The sequence below is a fragment of the Pedobacter sp. KH_004 genome, assembly GCF_057840755.1.
In genome coordinates this window covers 440,240-458,277 of the sequence record NZ_CM174519.1, presented here as the reverse complement: position 1 = coordinate 458,277, position 18,038 = coordinate 440,240, and the positions used below count along the sequence as shown (strand labels likewise).

Annotated in this window: 18 protein-coding genes; 5 read left to right on the top strand and 13 right to left on the bottom strand. The window is 36.1% G+C overall.

The genetic code is table 11. The features are described 5' to 3' along the window. Positions 1-142: 142 nt before the first annotated feature. A complete protein-coding gene (rpsU, locus tag AC3ITD_RS02070) occupies positions 143-337 on the bottom strand; it encodes a 30S ribosomal protein S21 (protein ID WP_010601088.1) in 195 nt (64 codons plus the stop codon). A gap of 166 nt (positions 338-503) precedes the next feature. Between rpsU and AC3ITD_RS02065 the strand changes: the two genes are divergently transcribed. Beyond that, complete coding sequence (locus AC3ITD_RS02065; RefSeq protein WP_489363569.1) at positions 504-878, top strand: hypothetical protein; 375 nt, start codon at positions 504-506, stop codon at positions 876-878. 111 nt (positions 879-989) lie between these two features. Here AC3ITD_RS02065 and AC3ITD_RS02060 read toward each other — a convergent pair whose 3' ends face one another. The 5 genes from AC3ITD_RS02060 to AC3ITD_RS02040 form a co-directional block, all read right to left on the bottom strand. Then, on the bottom strand, positions 990-1,166 hold the full coding sequence (locus tag AC3ITD_RS02060) for a DUF6496 domain-containing protein (protein ID WP_200926367.1): 177 nt from the start codon (positions 1,164-1,166) through the stop codon (positions 990-992). A 218-nt stretch (positions 1,167-1,384) separates the two neighbouring features. Further along, positions 1,385-2,536, bottom strand: a complete 1,152-nt coding sequence (locus AC3ITD_RS02055) for an acyl-CoA dehydrogenase (protein WP_265797991.1) — start codon at positions 2,534-2,536, stop codon at positions 1,385-1,387. Positions 2,537-3,070: 534 nt separating this feature from the next. After that, a complete protein-coding gene (locus tag AC3ITD_RS02050; RefSeq protein WP_424056733.1) occupies positions 3,071-4,144 on the bottom strand; it encodes an IS110 family RNA-guided transposase in 1,074 nt (357 codons plus the stop codon). Positions 4,145-4,368: 224 nt separating this feature from the next. Next, entirely contained in the window at positions 4,369-4,554 is a 186-nt protein-coding gene (locus AC3ITD_RS02045; RefSeq protein WP_489366620.1) for a ComEA family DNA-binding protein, read from the bottom strand. A 62-nt stretch (positions 4,555-4,616) separates the two neighbouring features. After that, the gene (locus tag AC3ITD_RS02040; protein WP_489363565.1) at positions 4,617-5,012 is read right to left on the bottom strand and encodes a ComEA family DNA-binding protein; all 396 of its coding nucleotides are present in this window, start codon (positions 5,010-5,012) and stop codon (positions 4,617-4,619) included. Positions 5,013-5,104: 92 nt separating this feature from the next. On the opposite strand from AC3ITD_RS02040, the gene AC3ITD_RS02035 reads away from it, so the two are divergent. The 3 genes from AC3ITD_RS02035 to AC3ITD_RS02025 all read left to right on the top strand — a co-directional run bounded on the left by AC3ITD_RS02035 (position 5,105) and on the right by AC3ITD_RS02025 (position 9,492). Then, positions 5,105-6,856: a bifunctional lysophospholipid acyltransferase family protein/GNAT family N-acetyltransferase gene (locus tag AC3ITD_RS02035; protein ID WP_265797993.1), complete on the top strand. Its 1,752-nt coding sequence runs from the start codon at positions 5,105-5,107 to the stop codon at positions 6,854-6,856. Between the two features lie 1,103 nt (positions 6,857-7,959). Next, positions 7,960-9,090: a hypothetical protein gene (locus AC3ITD_RS02030; protein WP_489363563.1), complete on the top strand. Its 1,131-nt coding sequence runs from the start codon at positions 7,960-7,962 to the stop codon at positions 9,088-9,090. 126 nt (positions 9,091-9,216) lie between these two features. After that, positions 9,217-9,492: a hypothetical protein gene (locus tag AC3ITD_RS02025; protein ID WP_265797995.1), complete on the top strand. Its 276-nt coding sequence runs from the start codon at positions 9,217-9,219 to the stop codon at positions 9,490-9,492. Here AC3ITD_RS02025 and AC3ITD_RS02020 read toward each other — a convergent pair. After that, on the bottom strand, positions 9,489-9,731 hold the full coding sequence (locus tag AC3ITD_RS02020; RefSeq protein ID WP_265797996.1) for a hypothetical protein: 243 nt from the start codon (positions 9,729-9,731) through the stop codon (positions 9,489-9,491). The two genes, AC3ITD_RS02025 and AC3ITD_RS02020, sit on opposite strands and share 4 nt — an antisense overlap. 60 nt (positions 9,732-9,791) lie before the next feature. On the opposite strand from AC3ITD_RS02020, the gene AC3ITD_RS02015 reads away from it, so the two are divergent. Next, positions 9,792-10,100, top strand: a complete 309-nt coding sequence (locus AC3ITD_RS02015; protein ID WP_265797997.1) for a hypothetical protein — start codon at positions 9,792-9,794, stop codon at positions 10,098-10,100. A gap of 61 nt (positions 10,101-10,161) precedes the next feature. Here AC3ITD_RS02015 and AC3ITD_RS02010 read toward each other — a convergent pair whose 3' ends face one another. From AC3ITD_RS02010 to AC3ITD_RS01985, 6 genes are all read right to left on the bottom strand, one after another. Then, a complete protein-coding gene (locus tag AC3ITD_RS02010; protein ID WP_489363560.1) occupies positions 10,162-11,361 on the bottom strand; it encodes a hypothetical protein in 1,200 nt (399 codons plus the stop codon). A gap of 101 nt (positions 11,362-11,462) precedes the next feature. Beyond that, positions 11,463-14,240, bottom strand: coding sequence for a TonB-dependent receptor (locus tag AC3ITD_RS02005; protein ID WP_489363558.1), 2,778 nt, complete (start codon positions 14,238-14,240; stop codon positions 11,463-11,465). A 150-nt stretch (positions 14,241-14,390) separates the two neighbouring features. Further along, positions 14,391-14,906, bottom strand: a complete 516-nt coding sequence (locus AC3ITD_RS02000) for an Mpo1 family 2-hydroxy fatty acid dioxygenase (protein WP_489363556.1) — start codon at positions 14,904-14,906, stop codon at positions 14,391-14,393. A 641-nt stretch (positions 14,907-15,547) separates the two neighbouring features. After that, the gene (gene rny / locus AC3ITD_RS01995; protein WP_056849484.1) at positions 15,548-17,119 is read right to left on the bottom strand and encodes a ribonuclease Y; all 1,572 of its coding nucleotides are present in this window, start codon (positions 17,117-17,119) and stop codon (positions 15,548-15,550) included. A 296-nt stretch (positions 17,120-17,415) separates the two neighbouring features. Continuing rightward, positions 17,416-17,706 (bottom strand): cell division protein ZapA, encoded by a 291-nt coding sequence (locus AC3ITD_RS01990; protein ID WP_489363553.1) that lies wholly within the window; start codon positions 17,704-17,706, stop codon positions 17,416-17,418. 33 nt (positions 17,707-17,739) lie between these two features. Beyond that, complete coding sequence (locus AC3ITD_RS01985) at positions 17,740-18,030, bottom strand: hypothetical protein (protein WP_463483525.1); 291 nt, start codon at positions 18,028-18,030, stop codon at positions 17,740-17,742. Positions 18,031-18,038: the final 8 nt, after the last annotated feature.

Here is an 18,038-nt window from a genome sequence, read left to right as displayed (position 1 = left end):
GTATAGATATGAAGTTACAAATTGTTTTGATATAAAGAAATCATTAACTAATTGTTTATTGTAAAGATTTCGATGATAGCCTAAAACAAAAAAAGTCCCGACCTAAAAGATCGGGACTTTAATATTCTATATCGTGAACAACTTATGAAGTTGTATCTTGATTCATATTCTGAATGTAAACAGCATGTTTAATTTCAGTACGACGAGCAACGGATTTTTTCTCGTATGCTTGGCGACTACGTAGTTCTCTCAATACACCAGTTTTTTCAAACTTTTTCTTGAAACGTTTTAGGGCTTTATCTAATGATTCGCCGTCTTTAATGTTAATAATGATCATAACGCTGAAATACCTCCTCTCGTGGTTTTTAAATTATTCCCCTATTAGCGGGGCTGCAAATGTAAGTAAATAATTGAATATGAGAAAGATTTTTAAAAACAAATTTTATTCAAACATTAATTGTTTTATAATGATCTTTAATTACTTTTAGTGATACATTTAACATATGACAACCGGTAAAAAAACAATCTCGATCATTGCAGTTTTAGTAATTATTATTTTAGCTATAGTATTTTACTATCGTTATTTCTTTGTGTTTGGCGAAGGTGTGAAAGCTGGCGAGCTAAACTTTGTTGTTAAAAAGGGTTATATCTTCAAAACCTACGAAGGGAAAATAATTCAGAGTGGTTTGAGATCACGGACTACCGGGAGTGTGCAAAGCAATGAGTTCGAGTTTTCAATTGCAAACAAAGAACTTGCTGAAAAGATGATGGCCAATAGCGGTAAATTTTACGAGCTGCATTATAAACAATACAATCATGCTTTACCCTGGAGAGGATTTAGCGAATATGTAGTAGATAGTATTATAACCGCTAAGTAGTCTTTAGTCTTTAGTCTCTAGTCTTTAGTCTTTAGTCTTTAGTCTTTAGTCTTTAGTCTTTAGTCTTTAAATCAACTGACCTGTGCTCAACTTGTTTTCCAATTAACAGATTTAACTTTTCTTTTTCGGAACTTTTGCGCCTTCTTTTTTCGCCTCGGATAAACCAATGGCTACCGCTTGCTTCTTCGACGTTACTTTCTTGCCAGATCCTGTTTTAAGCTTTCCCTCTTTCATCTCATGCATGGTTTCCTCTACTTTTTCACCTGCTTTTTTCGAATATTTTGCCATAGCTTTTGTTATTAGTCATTAGTCATTAGTCATTAGTCATTAGTCATTAGTCATTAGTCAAAACCGCCGTTATCAAAGCTTGGTTTTAAAATTTAGCAAAAAAAATCCGGAGGTGGTTAAACACTCCGGATTACTCATAATGTATATTTGGTTTAATAAGTTTGAGATCGAGGTTGAGCTCAAGCAATGCTAAATCTTAACCTAAGCCTTAGCTTCAATTAATTCAATATTTCTCTGGCGATGACAATTTTTTGTATTTCTGATGTGCCCTCTCCTATTGTACACAATTTACTATCGCGATAAAATTTCTCTACCGGGAAATCTTTGGTATAACCATAGCCGCCAAAAATCTGAACCGCTTCTGTAGCCACTTTAACGGAAACCTCCGAAGCGAAATATTTAGCCATAGCCGATTCTTTCGTCATCGGCAAATGCCTGTTTTTTAAATCAGCTGCCTGTCTGATTAACAATTCTGAAGCTTCAATCTCGGTCGCCATATCAGCTAGTTTAAAACTTATGGCCTGGAAGCTAGAAATAGGTTGTCCAAATTGCTGGCGTTGTTTCGAGTAAGCAACTGCAGCATCAAAAGCTCCCTTTGCAATTCCCAATGCTAATGCGGCAATAGAAATTCTTCCCCCATCCAAAACTTTCATGGCTTGTTTAAAGCCTTCGCCTACATTACCCAACACATTGGCTTTAGGCACACGGCAGTTATCAAAAATCATTTCTGTAGTTTCTGAGGCCCGCATACCTAATTTATTTTCCTTTTTGCCGGCCGAAAAACCTGGCGTTCCGCGTTCCACCACAATTGCAGAGATTCCTTTCGAACTTCCCTGCTCCCCTGTTCTTACCATTACAACGGCAATATCGCCACTTTTACCATGGGTGATCCAGTTTTTTGCGCCATTAATGATGTAATCATCACCGTCTTCAACGGCAGTGGTCATCATCCTTAATGCATCAGATCCGGTATTGGCCTCTGTTAAGCCCCAGGCACCAATCCATTCTGCAGTAGCTAGTTTTGGTAACCACTTTTGTTTTTGCTCCTCATTGCCGAAAGCCAAAATATGTCCTGTGCAAAGCGAATTGTGTGCAGCAAGTGATAATCCAATAGAACCACAAACTCTCGCCACCTCTACAATTACATCAACATATTCTTGGTAACCCAAGCCCGAACCACCATATTCTTCAGGAACTAACACACCCATTAAACCCAAATCGCCTAATTGCTTAAACAACTCTACAGGAAAATGTTGCGCTTCATCCCATTCCATAATATTTGGACGTATGTTTTTCTCAGCAAAATCGCGGACCATTGCCTTTACATTTTGTTGAGTTTCTGTTTCTGAAAAATTAAAGCTAACGCTCATTAAATTTATATTTTAAGTTAGTTCTGGCAATTATAAACAATTATTTTATAGTTAATTGCCATTATAAATTTGCATGTATACAGAATGAAATGGTATTCGGTTCAATAACATTAATGATTAATTTTAAAGGTATAAATACGGTACAGCAGCTATTTTATATTTTTTAGTTCATTACGTATGAATTTTAGTTATTTGCAGAGGTTTAAATTAAATAAACCCGGATTAAGCGGAAATACTCCTATGATTAATATTAGGCACTTAGAAGAGAACAGGCCAAAACTTTCCTTTAGAACAGCAGACATTCGATATCCGCCGTTCTTCCAGGCATTTGTTTCTCATTACAAATATAATATTTTGCTTCCAATCATTCCCAACCTCCTATTAGTAGTCAACACTTTTGCGCTACAGGTATCAATTTTTTTCTGATTTGGATAAAAGACAGGCTACAAACTTTTTGAATGTATTTTCTTACAGGTATTTCCTAGTAGTCTCTGTCGGTATTATAATGGGATAATCCACGGTAGCAATCTTAACTTATTTTATTATTCCTTTTTCATATCCTTGTTGTTTTAGTAATATATAATAAATCCGATTTAACATCTTTCTTGCAATTCTTATTATGGCTCTTTTACCACTCATCCTTTTTTTGTACTCATTGTATGCGAGCAGCATTGCCGGGTCCAACCTGATCGCTGTCCAGGCAGCCTCTGTTAGTAAACTCCGGAGCAATGAGTGGTGCCTTGGTGTTAGTGGGCCGACACGTTCGGAATCCCCACTTGAAAATTCAGTCGGGCACAGGCCAACAAAAGCGTTAAGCTGATAAAAAGTACGAAATCTTTTCACATCGCCCAGCTCGCTCAAAAGGGTAAGGGCAGTGAGTGCACCGATTCCCGGAACGGTCATTAAAAGGCTCGCCTGTTGAGCGTATACCGTTGAGCGGAGCATGGCCCTCAAATCCCGACTAATCTCCAGTAACTGTCCCTGGAAATATTCAACTTGTCTGATCATTCGTTCTAAGGTCAAATCTGCATGTTCAAAACCCAATTGGGTAGACTTAAGCCAAAGCAGGAATGCCCTGGTCCACTTACCTTTGGTAAATATAGGGGGGATGGTGATTCCAAACTTATAAAGCAGGCTCTTGATTCTTGATTTACATCTGTTCAGGTCACGGGCTATACGATAGCGATAGCGAACAAGCGAGCGGTCGCTTTCCTGTATTAAGCTGGGCACATAGATCCCCTCAAGCATACCCCCTGCCAGGGCAGCACCTATCCTTCGGGAATCGTTGACATCATTCTTGGTGCGAATGCCCTTATCAGTCTGGGGGACATCAGCCGCGTTAACAACCAGGCAGTCAATACCAGACTCACTAAAAATCCGCTGTGCCCAGAAACCGCTGAAACCAGCCTCGTAAGCCAGCCTGAAATTGGCATTGGGATAATGATGGCGTAAATGTTTGATAAGAATCCCAGGATTGGATTCCTGCTGGAATTTCCTTAGGTAGACCTGATTGTGGAAGATGGTCACATTCCAATGCTTCAGGTGAACATCAATTCCAACATTTATCTGTTCTCCTGAAAAATCTACAGTTTCACGTATATTTGACATAAGCCTTAATTTTGAGTATAAAATTATTCTTTTTATTGTAGCAAGTTTGACTACTACTCGAACTAAGGCTTGTTATTAATACATGGATACTTTTTTTTGAAGCAACTCTAAATGTACTGTCATGCTGAGGCACGAAGCAGCTGCAACCGAAGCATGACAAAAGTTAAAAAAAGATTGAAGTGAAAGCGGGACTATCGAAACCGATTAGCACTAAAACTGCTTTTCTAAAAAGAAATATAAGGTGTAATCTTATCGATTACTTCTTGATTGAGGATTAGGACTTTCTTTAAATCAGCCGGAGCACTATAATTTCCATGCTGTTTTCTGTATTGAATAATGGCATTAATTTGTTTGTAGGAAAGATATGGATTCCCTTTCAAGTCGTTAAATTGTGCGGTATTAACATTGATGACTTTTAGCGCTACCGGACTTATTGAAATCTGATTTTTAATCTCCTCGTAACGAACCGAATCTAAACCATGGTGTACATCTTTTGAAGATCTTCAACCTTATAGAATTTGCCGCCTTTATTGGTATAATTCACAATAGCTTGTGCCTGTTTTACAGATAAACCTAAAGATTGCCATCCTTCAACACCTAAACTATTCGGATCAAAATTAAATAGTTTTACCTCTCTGGATCCTCCCGAACTCTCAATTCGATCTCTGTTATAATGAAAATCTTGTTGGTCGGTTATTTCTAATTTATGGATTTTGGCTAGTGAATCAGGACTGTCCTTTTCTACCGTTTGCACCTTCTCGTATATAATAGGTATCGCCTTTAATATGATGATAATAAATATCAACAACAGTAATCCATTGAATTCGCCCTTACTGAAACCAAAATGTTTATTGAGCCAAATTCTCATGTGTGATATGACGTGTGTATTATAAATATAAATCTTATTTTTGGGATTGCAAAGCTCACGGGTTTTAGCTATCAACAATCTAAGAATATTATATGAAGATCATTACTACCTCTGAGTTTGCGAAAGCAACCAAGATAGATAAACTCGGTGTGCCAGGTTTGGCCGGCTTGATGATGGAGCTCATGAAACTGAATGACATTAACGATGTTTTTGCTCAAAATCAACACTTTAAAGGCTTAGAATTTGTAGATAAAATTTTGGAAACTATTGGAGTTTCTATTGAATTTGACGAAGATGATTTAAAGAGCATTCCTAAAACGGGGCCATTTATTGCCATTGCAAACCATCCTTATGGCGGGGTTGAAGGTTTGGCCCTTGTGAAACTTTTATGTACTGTTCGTCCGGATGCGAAGGTAATGGTCAATTTCATTTTGAAAAAAATACCTAATCTAGATGAATTTTTTGTAGCGGTAAATCCCTTTGAAAATGTGCAACATTCATCGAGCATAAGCGGTTTAAAAACTACTTTCGATTTACTGAGAAATGGAATACCAATAGGAATATTCCCTGCGGGTGAAGTTTCTACCTTCAAATTAGATGCACAACAAGTTACTGATAGGATGTGGCATCCGGTAGTTGGGAAGCTAATCGCGAAGGCAAAAGTTCCGGTTGTTCCCATTTATTTCCACGGCAATAATGGTGTTTTATTTAATATTTTAAGTTTTATTCATCCTACCCTTCGTACTGCTAAACTTCCATCTGAGTTTTTGAATAAGCAGGGTTTAACCATCAAAGTTCGTGTTGGAAAAGCGATTGCTCCATCAGAGGTTTCGCACATGAATAGCAGCAACAAGTTAATGGATTTCCTTCGTGCCCGAACCTATGCGCTTGGCGTTGGTTTAGATCAGGAAAGAAGATTATTTAATCCGCTTAAATTATTTAAGATAAAGAAAAAGCCAGCCGAGATTATTGAAGAAACTTCTCGTGAGTTGATTAAGACCGAAGTGAGCAAGCTGGAAGATTTTAAAGTATGGACGGAAAAAAACTACGAGGTTTATATTGTTCCCACGCTAAAAATTCCAAATGTTTTACGTGAAATAGGTCGACTTAGGGAAATTACTTTTCGCGAAGTTGGTGAGGGAACCAATAAAAAAATCGATTTAGATAATTACGATATTTATTACAACCACCTATTTATTTGGGATAAAGATCTGGAAAATATTGTGGGTGCCTACCGCATTGGAAAAGGCGATGAAATTTTAGAAAGCATGGGTCGCAGAGGTTTTTATCTTTCCGAACTTTTTAAAATGAAAGATCAGTTTTACCCTATGCTAAAACAAGGCATTGAACTGGGCAGATCGTGGATTAGAAAAGAATATCAAGGTAAACCGCTTCCATTATTTTTATTGTGGAAAGGTATTTTAAAGTATCTTATTGATAACCCTCAATATAGATATATGTTCGGACCGGTAAGTATTAGCAACAGTTTTTCTAAATTTAGTAAGGCGCTGATTGTTGATTATATCACTAAAAACCATTTTGATTATGAAATGGCGAAATACGTTAAGCCACGTAATAAATTCAAAGCAGATTTACTTCCAATTTCAACCGACACGTTAGTTGATAGTAGTGAATCTTTTAAAGATTTAGATAGCATTATTGGCGACATTGAAAATTCGCATATTAAAATTCCTGTTTTATTAAGGCAGTATATGAACTTGAATGCAAAGATCATTTCTTTCAATATAGATCCGAAATTTTCAGATTGTCTGGATGGTTTCTTAGTAGTAGATACACATAATATTCCGCCAGAGATGTTGGAAAAACTAGGCAAAAACTTATAGCTTTAAAATAAAAATACCCAGACATCCATCTGGGTATTTTTGTTATCAACTAACCTAAACTTTATAAATACTAACCAAATATTTATGCCACAAATATGAGGATGTATTGTTAAGAAGAAATTAACTTAAGATTATAAAATGGATGTTTTTTAAAGGTAATTGTCATCATAGCTATCAATTATTTACACACCATAATAGCTGTTTGCTTTCCATCGCCAAGCTTAAATGCTTCCTTACTAAATAAAATAAAACCATTATCCATAAAAAGATTGCCTTCGCTATTTTCTTTATAAAAGGCATTGATAACCACTTCTCACCTTTCTCGGCAGTGATGGCTGGTACTGGATCATGCAAAAGCTAATCAACTTATTGAATTTGATAAACTGCGAGGACAGAAATAGTCGCTATCCTAAATCAATCAATTTCTCTTACCAACATTTGGTGTAAATATTCAACCATCGTTTCCTTATACTGATGGAAATTTTCTCTAAAAGATAAATATGGTAAGAGCCTTCAGAAAGTTCGAACTTATCTAGTTCAAAGTATTCAGTTAACCCTTCTGGTAGTATAAAAGATAATATTGAGCTGTCCAAAATAATAATGTTGAACAAAATTAAATAAACTTCTCAACTCCCCAACTTTTTTGCTTGATCCGAAATTGTCTCTGCTAGAATTGACGATATGTCAATATCGCTAATGGGAATGGCTTTGTTTTTTTTTGCCTTTTGCGTTTAGGCACCTGAGTGATTTTAACAAAAAAAGGTTACAACAATCGCTGTTGTAACCTTTATCTAAATTAACGCTCTCAATCTTTATGATTGTGATGCAAGGCTCTCACCCCTTGCGTTGGCAAAAGTATAATTTATGTTTGAATTAACAACAAAAATTTTCAAAAATTTCTATCTAATTTCCCATAGCCGCAAATCCGTGTTAAATATAGGTGAACATCACTCAAAATTCTTAACATAAAGAAATTGTTGATTTTAAGTTAATAAGATGTAAATTTAATGTAACCAAATATTAATGAGTTGAAAACAGGCTTTTACATAAATAAATTTCGACAGGTACTGCTCACATGCTTGCTGCTTTGTGGAATTTCCGTAATGGCTCAAAATCGGTCATTTGAATTTTATGATGGTACTTTTAACTTCAATTTAGATTCATCATTAATTATTTCTACCGTTAATAAGCCAACGGCTGCCGAGGCGCTAAATTTTTACAGTAAAATTGAGTCAGCAGATAGCCGAACAATCATTTCAGCGCTTAAGGCTTATCAAGAAAAACACCATCTTAACGATTGGATCTACTATCAACTGATCAGGAAAACAGCCGAAGAGATTAGTCCGAAGGCGGAGAATTATTTTAGTTATACGCTTTACAAATGGTATTTACTGAGTAAATGCGGCTACGATGCCAGAATTGCAATCGGCAATAATCAGATTGTGTTTTATGTTAATAACGATGAAGATATTAGCGATATCCCTTTCTTTATGATTGATGATAAAAAATATATGTGCTTAAATTATCACGATTATGGAAAGCTATTTAAGCAGAGTGTTTACGTTCCTGTTAAAATTAAGATACCAGAAGCCACTAAACCCTTTTCTTATAAGGTAACACGAATGCCCGAGTTTAAACCAGAAAATTATGAAGAAAAGGATCTTCAATTTAGCTATAAACAAAAGGTTTACCACTTTAAATTAAAAGTGAATGACGAAGTGCAAAAGATATTTAAAAATTATCCGGTAGTAGATTACGAAAGCTATTTTAATATTCCATTGAGTAGAGAAACCTACGGCTCTTTGATTCCAATTTTGAAAGAAAACACCAAACACCTGGACCAAAAAAATGGGGTAGATTATTTGATGCGATTTACCCGATATGCTTTTTTATATGAAGATGACGGCCAGAATTTCGGTAAAGAGAAAAGATTGTCTCCAGAACAAACTTTACTAAATAAATATAGCGACTGCGATGACCGGGCAGCATTGTTTTTCTTTTTAGTGAAGGAAATCTATAATTTACCGATGATTGCCTTGCTCTACCCTACACACTTAACAATGGCGGTTCAGTTCGATAAACCTGTAGGGAGTTTCATTACCTATCAAGGTAAAAAATATTCCTTCTGCGAACCAACCCCACAAACGCAAAATCTAAAAATTGGCCAGATTTCAAGTAATCTAAAAAATGCCAGTTACGAAGTCGTTTACGCATACGAGCCAATTAAAAAATAGCCGTATTCCAAACAATTGATGTTAATTTAATATTAACAAAACGTAATCTTATTGCTAAAAACCGAAACTATACTGCTTTTACGGTACTTTAGTTCACTAAATAATTTTAGTTTAAAAACAAACCCTATGTCGGCAGTCATTTATAATATTTTGAAAGAATTTTTTGTTGAGGTTCATGGCCATCCTGTTAAGGCCAGAATTATGTCGCCGATTAATGACGAGAACAGCTTCAAGTTTCAAATCAGCCACTATTTTAAAAGCAAAAGTGATGCCGATGCGAATGAGCCGGCAGCTACATTTACCTCTTACGCCAACGCGGAAAGACATTTGTTAGCTTACCTGGAAGCCTTTCAGAACACCTTGGATTTAGGTGGTGAAATAGCTGAAGGCAGTAATTTCTAAATATTTTCCTTATCGTCTTTTTCTGGCTGGATTTCTTCATCGATCATTTCCTGCTCGAATTTCTTTTTGTCTTTTTGGTTTCTCTTAATGATAAATACAATTAACAGAACCACTATCATGGCCACTACGATTACAACTGGCAAATTTACACCCATGGTTATTTCTTTAGTGATGAACAGATCATTATAAATATAACACAAAATATTTTTGATGTTAACTCTCAATCCTACGCTTAACATAATCATAATATTAATTTAACTTCACGAAATTTTATCTTTGGAGAAATCCATATGAGTTAAATGAAGAAGAATAAATCCAGGTCGAAAAAGCAATCGGCAAGCAAAAAATTACGTAAAGAATTAGAATCTAAATTAGCAATAGCATTTAACGAAGTTGTAATCCAAGTAGGTAAAGCCAAAAAGACAGATAAAGTGATAGAGAAGTTTGCGAAACAACTTTCGAAGAAAGTGACCTTATTGCAAAAAGACGATTCTATTACACCTTTTATAAAGGAAGATGATAATTTACTCGTTACAGCAGTTGATGAGGCCATTGAAAAGAAAGTGAGTAAAAAGAAAGATAAGACGGATGCAAATAAAACCGCATAAAAAAAGGGTCAGAAATTAATTTCTGACCCTTTTTTTATATAGTTTAAACTCTTAAATTATCTTATAAGTTAGCTAACAAATCAACACCGTCAACTGTAGCCCATTTACCTTTAGCTAATGACGCACCAGTTGCAGTTGTAGAAACTGACCAGTTTGCGCCAAAGCTAGCTGCGTTTACTGTAAAAGTATTTGCTCCAGAGATGAACAGATTTGGTGAGTTGGTCACCTTAACATTTGTTAATTTAATTTTACCGGTTAAGACTTGATTATCGTATGTTAATTTATCTAAGATTTGAACAACACCACCATTGAATGCAGTCGGAGTAGTTTGACTTCCGTAACCATCTACAACGATGTTACTAAACTCACCATTACCGTTAGCTTTGAACTGGAAGGCATCTAATTGAATTTCGCCTTGAGCTTCGGTAATTGTACCTGCAGCTCTTTTCAAAGTAATGTTTGTAACTTTTGGCCAAAATGCATTGTTGTTGCTTTTTGTTTCAACTTCCATACCATAGTTACCTTTACCCGTTTGATAAGCAAACCAGTTTGTATTATCTTGACCTCTCCAGCTATCTTGCCAATCGAATGAATCATCAGAATTACCGTAAGAAATTAAGTTTTTAGCACTTACTGTACCACCATAAAATTCAAAACCATCGTCGTTACCTCTGTATGAAACTAAATTCTCTAAAGTAGTTCCGCTACCAACTGCATAGAACGAGAAACCATTATGCTCTTTATTATTTGTAGTAATTACCTGCCCGGCATATTCTACTCTAACATACTTTAGTGAACCACTACTATGTGCCGCATTGGTACCGCCATATACCTGACTTAAACCATCTTCAGAAGTTGAGGTTGTTAAACCACCACTGCCAATAATTGGAGCATCACCGTACATAATGATACCAGCCCAAGAACCAGCAACTTTAGACTTTTCTGTTAATACGATTGGCTCATCAGCTGTTCCGTTAGCGATTAATGTACCACCTTTTAAAACCACTAATCCATCTTCTCCATCCGTTTTATCTGCCGTAAAGGTAGATCCTTTTTCGATTGTTAACGTAACACCTGGCTGAATTTTCACTAAACCTTTTAAAGTATAGTTTCCAAAAGCTAAAGTTCTGTTTGCAGTAATATCACCTGTAATTTCACCTACAACTGGTTCTTTCGTTGGCGGTAAAAAATCATCATCGTCATCAGAGCATCCTGTAAAAATCGTAGCTGAGATTGCAACTGCGTAAAGTAATTTTTTCATGTTAATATGTTTTATAATGCAAAGTTAAATTCTGTATGTTTTGAATAGGTTAACATAGTTTTAAAGTTATATCAACCAATTATTAAATTAATGTTATCTGTCTAAAATGTATAGCCTAAGCCTAACGACACACCAACTCCTCTTTTATAATCCTTTACGGTTAAATCGTTTTCAACAACATTTATTTTACTATCGCCACCTAACTCAATTTGATAAGTTGGATTTAAAATATTTTCTACACCAAATTTTAGATCCCACTTGGTTGCAATTTTATTGTTCCAGATAAAATCAAGCTTACCGAAAGGTTTTTCGTAATAGCTATCTAAACCGTTTGTTCCCACAGCGTAAATACGTTCTCCATAAATATTATAAGCTAAAGTCATCGTACTTTTCCATTTCTTACCAAAATCACTTTCATGTTTAATATCAGCATTGATTAACCATGGTGAGGCACCTTGAAGTTTACGGGTTAATTTATTTCCAAGAGATTTTATTTCAGAAGCGTTTCTTACAGGATCAATAGTTGCTTTAGTAACCATTAATGAAGTATTGAAACCGAAAGAGAAGTTTGAAAGCGCTTCATTAATTCTGCTTAACTGCAGTAATAATTCGATTTCAGCACCGTAAAGAACTGCTTTTTTAGAATTATCATAAGTAATAACTAAACCACCACTACCTGCAGATTGCATGAATAATCTTTCGATTGGATTTTGAAGATACTTCGCGAAACCTGTAATTGCAAACATCTCCTTATTGGAAGGGAAGAACTCATACTTAAGATCCAAGTTATAATTCTTACTATTTGAAATGTTTGGATTACCATTTTCAATTGTAGCATCTGGATTAACAAATTCAAGTGGATAAGCTTCCATTACCACAGGCTTAGTTAAAGTTTTTGAAGCTGATAGACGGAAGTTTGCCTTATCTGTAACTGCATATTTTATGTTTGCGGCAGGAAGCACATCAAAATTATTTTTGGTGATTTTTCTAAAGGGATCATCGAAACTTCCTGATTCTCTATATCTACTGATTCGTTGTGATTGTTCAAATCTGGTTCCGACATTTGCTTGTAATTTATCATTAAGGTTTAATGCTAAGTCTAAATAACCTGCGTTAACACCTTCCTGCATTTTGGATCTATAAGTCGCATTTGTTCCTTCACGATAAGTAAAGCCACCGTTTGCAATCTGACCGCCCAAAATACCATCAGGTTGATTTGTTGGAAATACAGCTGTATTTGATGCTAAGTCCTGAGATACTAAAAATCTAAAATCAGATTGAATTTTATTGAATGATCCATTATAACCTACTGATAGCTTATGGGCTTTCGTTATGTCACTATTCCCAAATTTCCAGTTGTATTCCAACATGCCCGAAGCAAAGAAATCTCCATTAAAATCCATGTACTGCCTAACTACACTATTACCAGAATAGCTTAATGCTGTGGTATTGGCATCAATTTGTGAACCTTTGAAAGATTTACGGTCTGGCAACTGATATTGCGTTTTAGAGTATGAAACACCTGCTCTCACACTGTGCTTATCATCTGCAGTAATTTTATAATTAGCGAATAACTGTCCAGTAAAGAAATCTGTTTTCTGCAATTGATTTAGTCTAATGAATGCATTGTTAACTGTTGCCTGACTGTTGGTATAACCCAACTGATCTTGGATAAGATTTTCTGTACCCTTTAAGTAAAATGCATTCATACTAAGACTCAATCTAGGACTTGCATAATTCAATGCCCCCAAAACAGATGAGTTGGTCGAAAATCTATAGCTACGTGTGTACAAGTTATTATCGTAGATACCTTGAGCGGTATTAAAAAAACGATCAACTCCTTCTCTAACCTGGAAATTATTATCTGTATTTAGTGAAAATAAATATTGGAATGAACGCCCATTATCTAAGTTGAATTTTTGAGTATGAAGAATACCTACATTGGTATTTAATGGTGCATTGCCTTCATCAACATTAAATCCTGAACCGAATTGTGAATTAGCTTCACTTGTCGACATAGTGTATGCTGATGGTACTTTACCAAAAACCTTTGGCAGGTTACGACTATCACCAGAGAAACCGAAATAATCGCCGAATGAGGTGGCATCATCAGCTCTCAAAAATTTTTTAAACGTACTGTTAGAGATAAAGCTTGTTCCAATACTAATTTTAGTTAGTGGTTTTTCTCCTTTAGCAGTTACGATATTAAATGTACCGCCAGCGAAATCACCATATAAACTTGAATTAAATGTTTTATAAGTTTCTAGAACTGAGACGATATCAGTTGGAAAAAGATCTAATGGAATTATTTTTTTAAAGGGGTTATTTGATGGAACAGCTAGCCCGTTAATCAATAAATTATTATACCTGTCTTCTAAACCCCGCACAAACAAGCCGCGACCATCAACTTTAGTAATACCAGTGATTTTAGTTAAACCTTCTTCAACGTCACTTACTCCTTTTCTTGATAATTCCTGGATTCCGATTCCTTGCTTAATTTCGATAGAGTTTTTTTGCATGGATAACAAAGCTGTTTCACTTTCTTTTCCAGCAACACCTCTAACTTGAACATCTCCTAAGGTTTGTGAATTGGACTCATCCAATATAATATTAAGCGAAGTATTTCCCCCACCTTTAACTTCTACACCTGGCAATTCTTTTGTCGCATACCCGACATAAGATGCTTCAATAGTGTGAGTTCCATCTGCTAGAGCTAAAATAGTATATTTACCGTCTGGCCCTGTCGATGTCCCTTTAGCAGTGCCCTTAATTTTAACCGTTACCCCAATCAAGGTTTCACCGGTTTTTTTATCGGTTACTGTTCCAGAAATTTTACCAGTTTGTGCGTAAGCTGCAATGCTCAGAAATGAAATCAGCATGACTAATGCCGACTTTTTAAAAATTGTGATTAAGTCCAATTTGCCTGTATTTAATTTTAGGCAAAGCTATTACCACAATGTTAGCTGTATGTTAGATGTTAATTAAGCTTTGTTTAGCTAAAGGTTAATTTAATGTTAGCTACTTTTAGATTAGTACCTAATACCCGTTTTCTTGCAGATGAAGTGCAATAACCAAATCGGACCGATTAACAGGAACTTAACATCATCTAGAAAAGATGGTTTCTTACCCTCAATTTTATGCCCTATAAATTGCCCTACCCAGGCAGCAACAAATATAGCGGCATAAATAGCATACGCCGTCCCACTCCCCAAACCAACAGCTTGCTCTATTTTCACAATGATATAACTCATTAAGCCAACCACCCAAATCATTAAAAAAAACAATACAGGCGAGAGCGTGAAATAGTAATATAGACTAAATGCCAACAGAAAAGAAGCCCAATTAAAGAAGCCATTGTAATTGCCTAAAAAACCAATGTGTGGAAATGGAATTTGCCAAACTAGGCCCAGTAAACTAAAAACGATCAATGGCACACAAATCCAATGCACCAGTTTATTGGTGGGGTTTTGGTGGCTTTCCGCATACTTATCAAAAAGTACATCAACAGGGCGTTTAGGTTCAATTTGGATAGTTGGTTTGCTCATGGTGTAAAAATATGAAAAATGTTGGAGAAAGCGTATCGTAAGGACGTCGCCCCTGCGAAATCGATTTTCATCGAAACAAGCCATCTCATCCTGTTGGTTCTATACAGATTGCTTCGGCTCGCTCATTCCCTGCCTCGCAATGACGAACTTTTTAAAGATTAGAACCAATACTAATTATGTCTTTAATCTGCGGGAAACCTAAATAGATAATTGCATTGGGCTCAAAACTCCCCGCAGATCACGATGATTTTCGCAGATAGGATTTTGTCCATCTCATCCGTCGTCATTTCGAGCGAAGCCTAGAAATCTTTGAAATTAACACGTCCCGAATACAGGCTTAAAAAATTTCTCCATTCCACTGCGTTTCAGTCGAAAAAATGATATAAAAGATTTTAGTTATAAGAAAATTCATCGAATAAGATCTGCGTTAATCTTCTTAATCTGCGGGAAACCTAAATAGATAATTGCATTGGGCTCAAAACTCCCCGCAGATCACGGTGATTTTCGCAGATTAAAAGAAGTTCAAATCGCCTATCACATGTCAACCCTAAAAACCAAAAAAGCGATGAAAAAATTCCATCGCTTAATTTATTAATGAGATTGCTTCGGTTTTAAGAAACCTCGCAATGAAGGATAGACGACTACTTCGCAAATGCTACCGAACGTGTTTCACGGATAACAGTAACTTTGATTTGCCCAGGATAAGTCATTTCCGTTTGAATACGGGTTGAAATATCCGCAGCTAATAATTCTGCCTGTGCATCTGTAATTCTTTCGCTTTCTACAATCACACGAAGTTCTCTACCTGCCTGGATGGCGAAAGTTTTTTCTACCCCAGGATAAGATAAAGCCAGTTCTTCCAGATCTTTCAAACGTTTGATGTAACTTTCAACTACCTCTCTACGTGCACCCGGACGAGCGCCTGAAATGGCATCGCAAGCCTGAACGATTGGAGAAATCATCGAAGTCATTTCTATCTCGTCGTGGTGGGCACCAATTGCATTACAAATTTCTGGATGCTCTTTATATTTTTCGGCCAGTTGCATTCCTAAAATTGCGTGAGGCAATTCCGGGTTATCATCAGGCACCTTACCAATATCGTGTAATAAACCGGCACGTTTAGCCATCTTTGCGTTTAAGCCCAACTCAGCCGCCATTGTAGCACAGAAATTAGCCACCTCACGCGAGTGATGTAAAAGGTTTTGACCATAAGATGAACGGTAACGCATCCGGCCAACCATACGGATTAATTCAGGGTGCAAACCGTGAATTCCTAAATCGATTACCGTACGCTCGCCAATCTCCACAATTTCATCTTCGATTTGCTTTTTAGTTTTCGCTACAATTTCTTCAATACGGGCAGGGTGAATACGACCATCCGTTACCAAACGGTGTAAAGCCAAACGGGCGATCTCTCTCCTTACCGGATCGAAACCGGATAAAATGATCGCTTCAGGAGTATCATCAACAATAATTTCAATACCAGTCGCAGCTTCCAAGGCACGGATATTTCTACCCTCTCTACCAATCACTCGACCTTTAATCTCATCACTTTCGATATGGAAAATAGAAACCGAATTTTCAATCGCAGCTTCTGTAGCCGTACGTTGAATGGTTTGGATCACCACTTTTTTGGCTTCTTTGCTTGCAGTTAACTTTGCTTCATCAACAATATCTTTCACCTGCATCATCGCTTGCGTGCGGGCTTCTTGCTTTAAATTCTCTACTAATTGCGCTTTAGCTTCTTCAGCAGAAAGGCCAGCAATGGTTTCTAATTGTTTAAGGTGTTGATTTTTTAACACCTCAACTTCTTCTTGTTTTTTAACTGCAAGTTCAGTTTGCTTTTCTAAATTGGCTTTTTGCTTATCTAGTTCCTGCTCTTTTTTGTTAAAGTTTTCCATGCGCTGGTTTACCGATTGCTCTTTCTGCTTCATGGTATTCTCACGCTGATTGATAGAATTATTTTTGGCATTCACTTCTTGTTCATGCTCTGCTTTTAACTGCAAAAATTTCTCTTTTGCTTCTAAAAGTTTATTTTTTTTTAAGATTTCTGCATTGTTCTCTGCATCTTTTAAAATCTTTTTCACCTTGTTTTGGGCTGCAATTTCCTGCCCTTTTAACAGGTTGCGCAGTAGGAACCTGCCTACCGCTATACCGATACCTAAGCCTGCTATTAAGGCAAATATGTATCCTAGAATTTCCGTTATCTCCATTTTGTTTTTTAAGTAAAAAAAAACCGCAACTAATTTTTTTAAAGTCTCATCATTTTAAACCTCAACTAAGCATAATTGGGATTTAAGCCATTTTCAGGTGCATGAAGCAGATGAAATACGCCCTCTTAACCCCATAGATATTGAAGTGTTAAGTTTTATAAATTTGAAACTCAAAAAACTAGCCGCGGCTATGTTTTTATGCTAATTAGAGCGACGCCATCCTGAATTTATTCCAGGAACTTAATTGTTAAGACTTTGAAACAAGTTCAAAGTGACAAATCGCCAAAGAACGAACCTTATTTTGTAAAAAAACCGTCGAGTAAAATATCCAACTCTTCAACTTTATCAGCAACGGCAGTATCCTGGTTTTGCACTTTATTTTCCGTTCTTAATACAGCGGTTGCATAATGCAAAACTGCCATAGAAAGAAGATCCTGCTTATCTCTAACCGCATAATTATCTTGATAATCTTTTATGCGCTCATTGATCATTTTAGCTGCCCGTCTCACAATTTCTTCCTCTTCTGTATTCACCTTAAGTGGGTAAATACGGTCGGAAATGGTTATTTTAATCGAGATTTCTCCCATTTGTTAGCTTAGTTTCTGATTTCTTCGCATCATTTATTTTTTAAGTAATGCGATACTTTTATCAATCTCCCGCACAAAATCGTTAATTTTTTGTTTAATGTCAAGCGACTTTTCACTTGTACCCTCAATACTTTTGGCCAATTTAGTAACCCTTAATTTTTCTTCAAGCTCTACATTTTTGACTTTCGAAGTATCAAGCGCCACTTTTAACGATTGATTTTCAAGCTTTAATAAATCATTTTCTTCTTGTAATGCATTACATAACTCAATTAATCGAGCTGTTTTTTGTAATACCTTATCTAATTGATCTGCAACAGAAGTCATGAATTTAT

Bases quoted from the DNA above. Each gene is read 5' to 3' on its own strand.
- rpsU (WP_010601088.1), bottom strand. From the start codon at position 337: ATGATCATTATTAACATTAAAGACGGCGAATCATTAGATAAAGCCCTA.
- AC3ITD_RS02065 (WP_489363569.1), top strand. From the start codon at position 504: ATGACAACCGGTAAAAAAACAATCTCGATCATTGCAGTTTTAGTAATT.
- AC3ITD_RS02060 (WP_200926367.1), bottom strand. From the start codon at position 1,166: ATGGCAAAATATTCGAAAAAAGCAGGTGAAAAAGTAGAGGAAACCATG.
- AC3ITD_RS02055 (WP_265797991.1), bottom strand. From the start codon at position 2,536: ATGAGCGTTAGCTTTAATTTTTCAGAAACAGAAACTCAACAAAATGTA.
- AC3ITD_RS02050 (WP_424056733.1), bottom strand. From the start codon at position 4,144: ATGTCAAATATACGTGAAACTGTAGATTTTTCAGGAGAACAGATAAAT.
- AC3ITD_RS02040 (WP_489363565.1), bottom strand. From the start codon at position 5,012: ATGAGAATTTGGCTCAATAAACATTTTGGTTTCAGTAAGGGCGAATTC.
- AC3ITD_RS02035 (WP_265797993.1), top strand. From the start codon at position 5,105: ATGAAGATCATTACTACCTCTGAGTTTGCGAAAGCAACCAAGATAGAT.
- AC3ITD_RS02030 (WP_489363563.1), top strand. From the start codon at position 7,960: ATGGCTCAAAATCGGTCATTTGAATTTTATGATGGTACTTTTAACTTC.
- AC3ITD_RS02025 (WP_265797995.1), top strand. From the start codon at position 9,217: ATGTCGGCAGTCATTTATAATATTTTGAAAGAATTTTTTGTTGAGGTT.
- AC3ITD_RS02020 (WP_265797996.1), bottom strand. From the start codon at position 9,731: ATGTTAAGCGTAGGATTGAGAGTTAACATCAAAAATATTTTGTGTTAT.
- AC3ITD_RS02015 (WP_265797997.1), top strand. From the start codon at position 9,792: ATGAAGAAGAATAAATCCAGGTCGAAAAAGCAATCGGCAAGCAAAAAA.
- AC3ITD_RS02010 (WP_489363560.1), bottom strand. From the start codon at position 11,361: ATGAAAAAATTACTTTACGCAGTTGCAATCTCAGCTACGATTTTTACA.
- AC3ITD_RS02005 (WP_489363558.1), bottom strand. From the start codon at position 14,240: ATGCTGATTTCATTTCTGAGCATTGCAGCTTACGCACAAACTGGTAAA.
- AC3ITD_RS02000 (WP_489363556.1), bottom strand. From the start codon at position 14,906: ATGAGCAAACCAACTATCCAAATTGAACCTAAACGCCCTGTTGATGTA.
- rny (WP_056849484.1), bottom strand. From the start codon at position 17,119: ATGGAGATAACGGAAATTCTAGGATACATATTTGCCTTAATAGCAGGC.
- AC3ITD_RS01990 (WP_489363553.1), bottom strand. From the start codon at position 17,706: ATGGGAGAAATCTCGATTAAAATAACCATTTCCGACCGTATTTACCCA.
- AC3ITD_RS01985 (WP_463483525.1), bottom strand. From the start codon at position 18,030: ATGACTTCTGTTGCAGATCAATTAGATAAGGTATTACAAAAAACAGCT.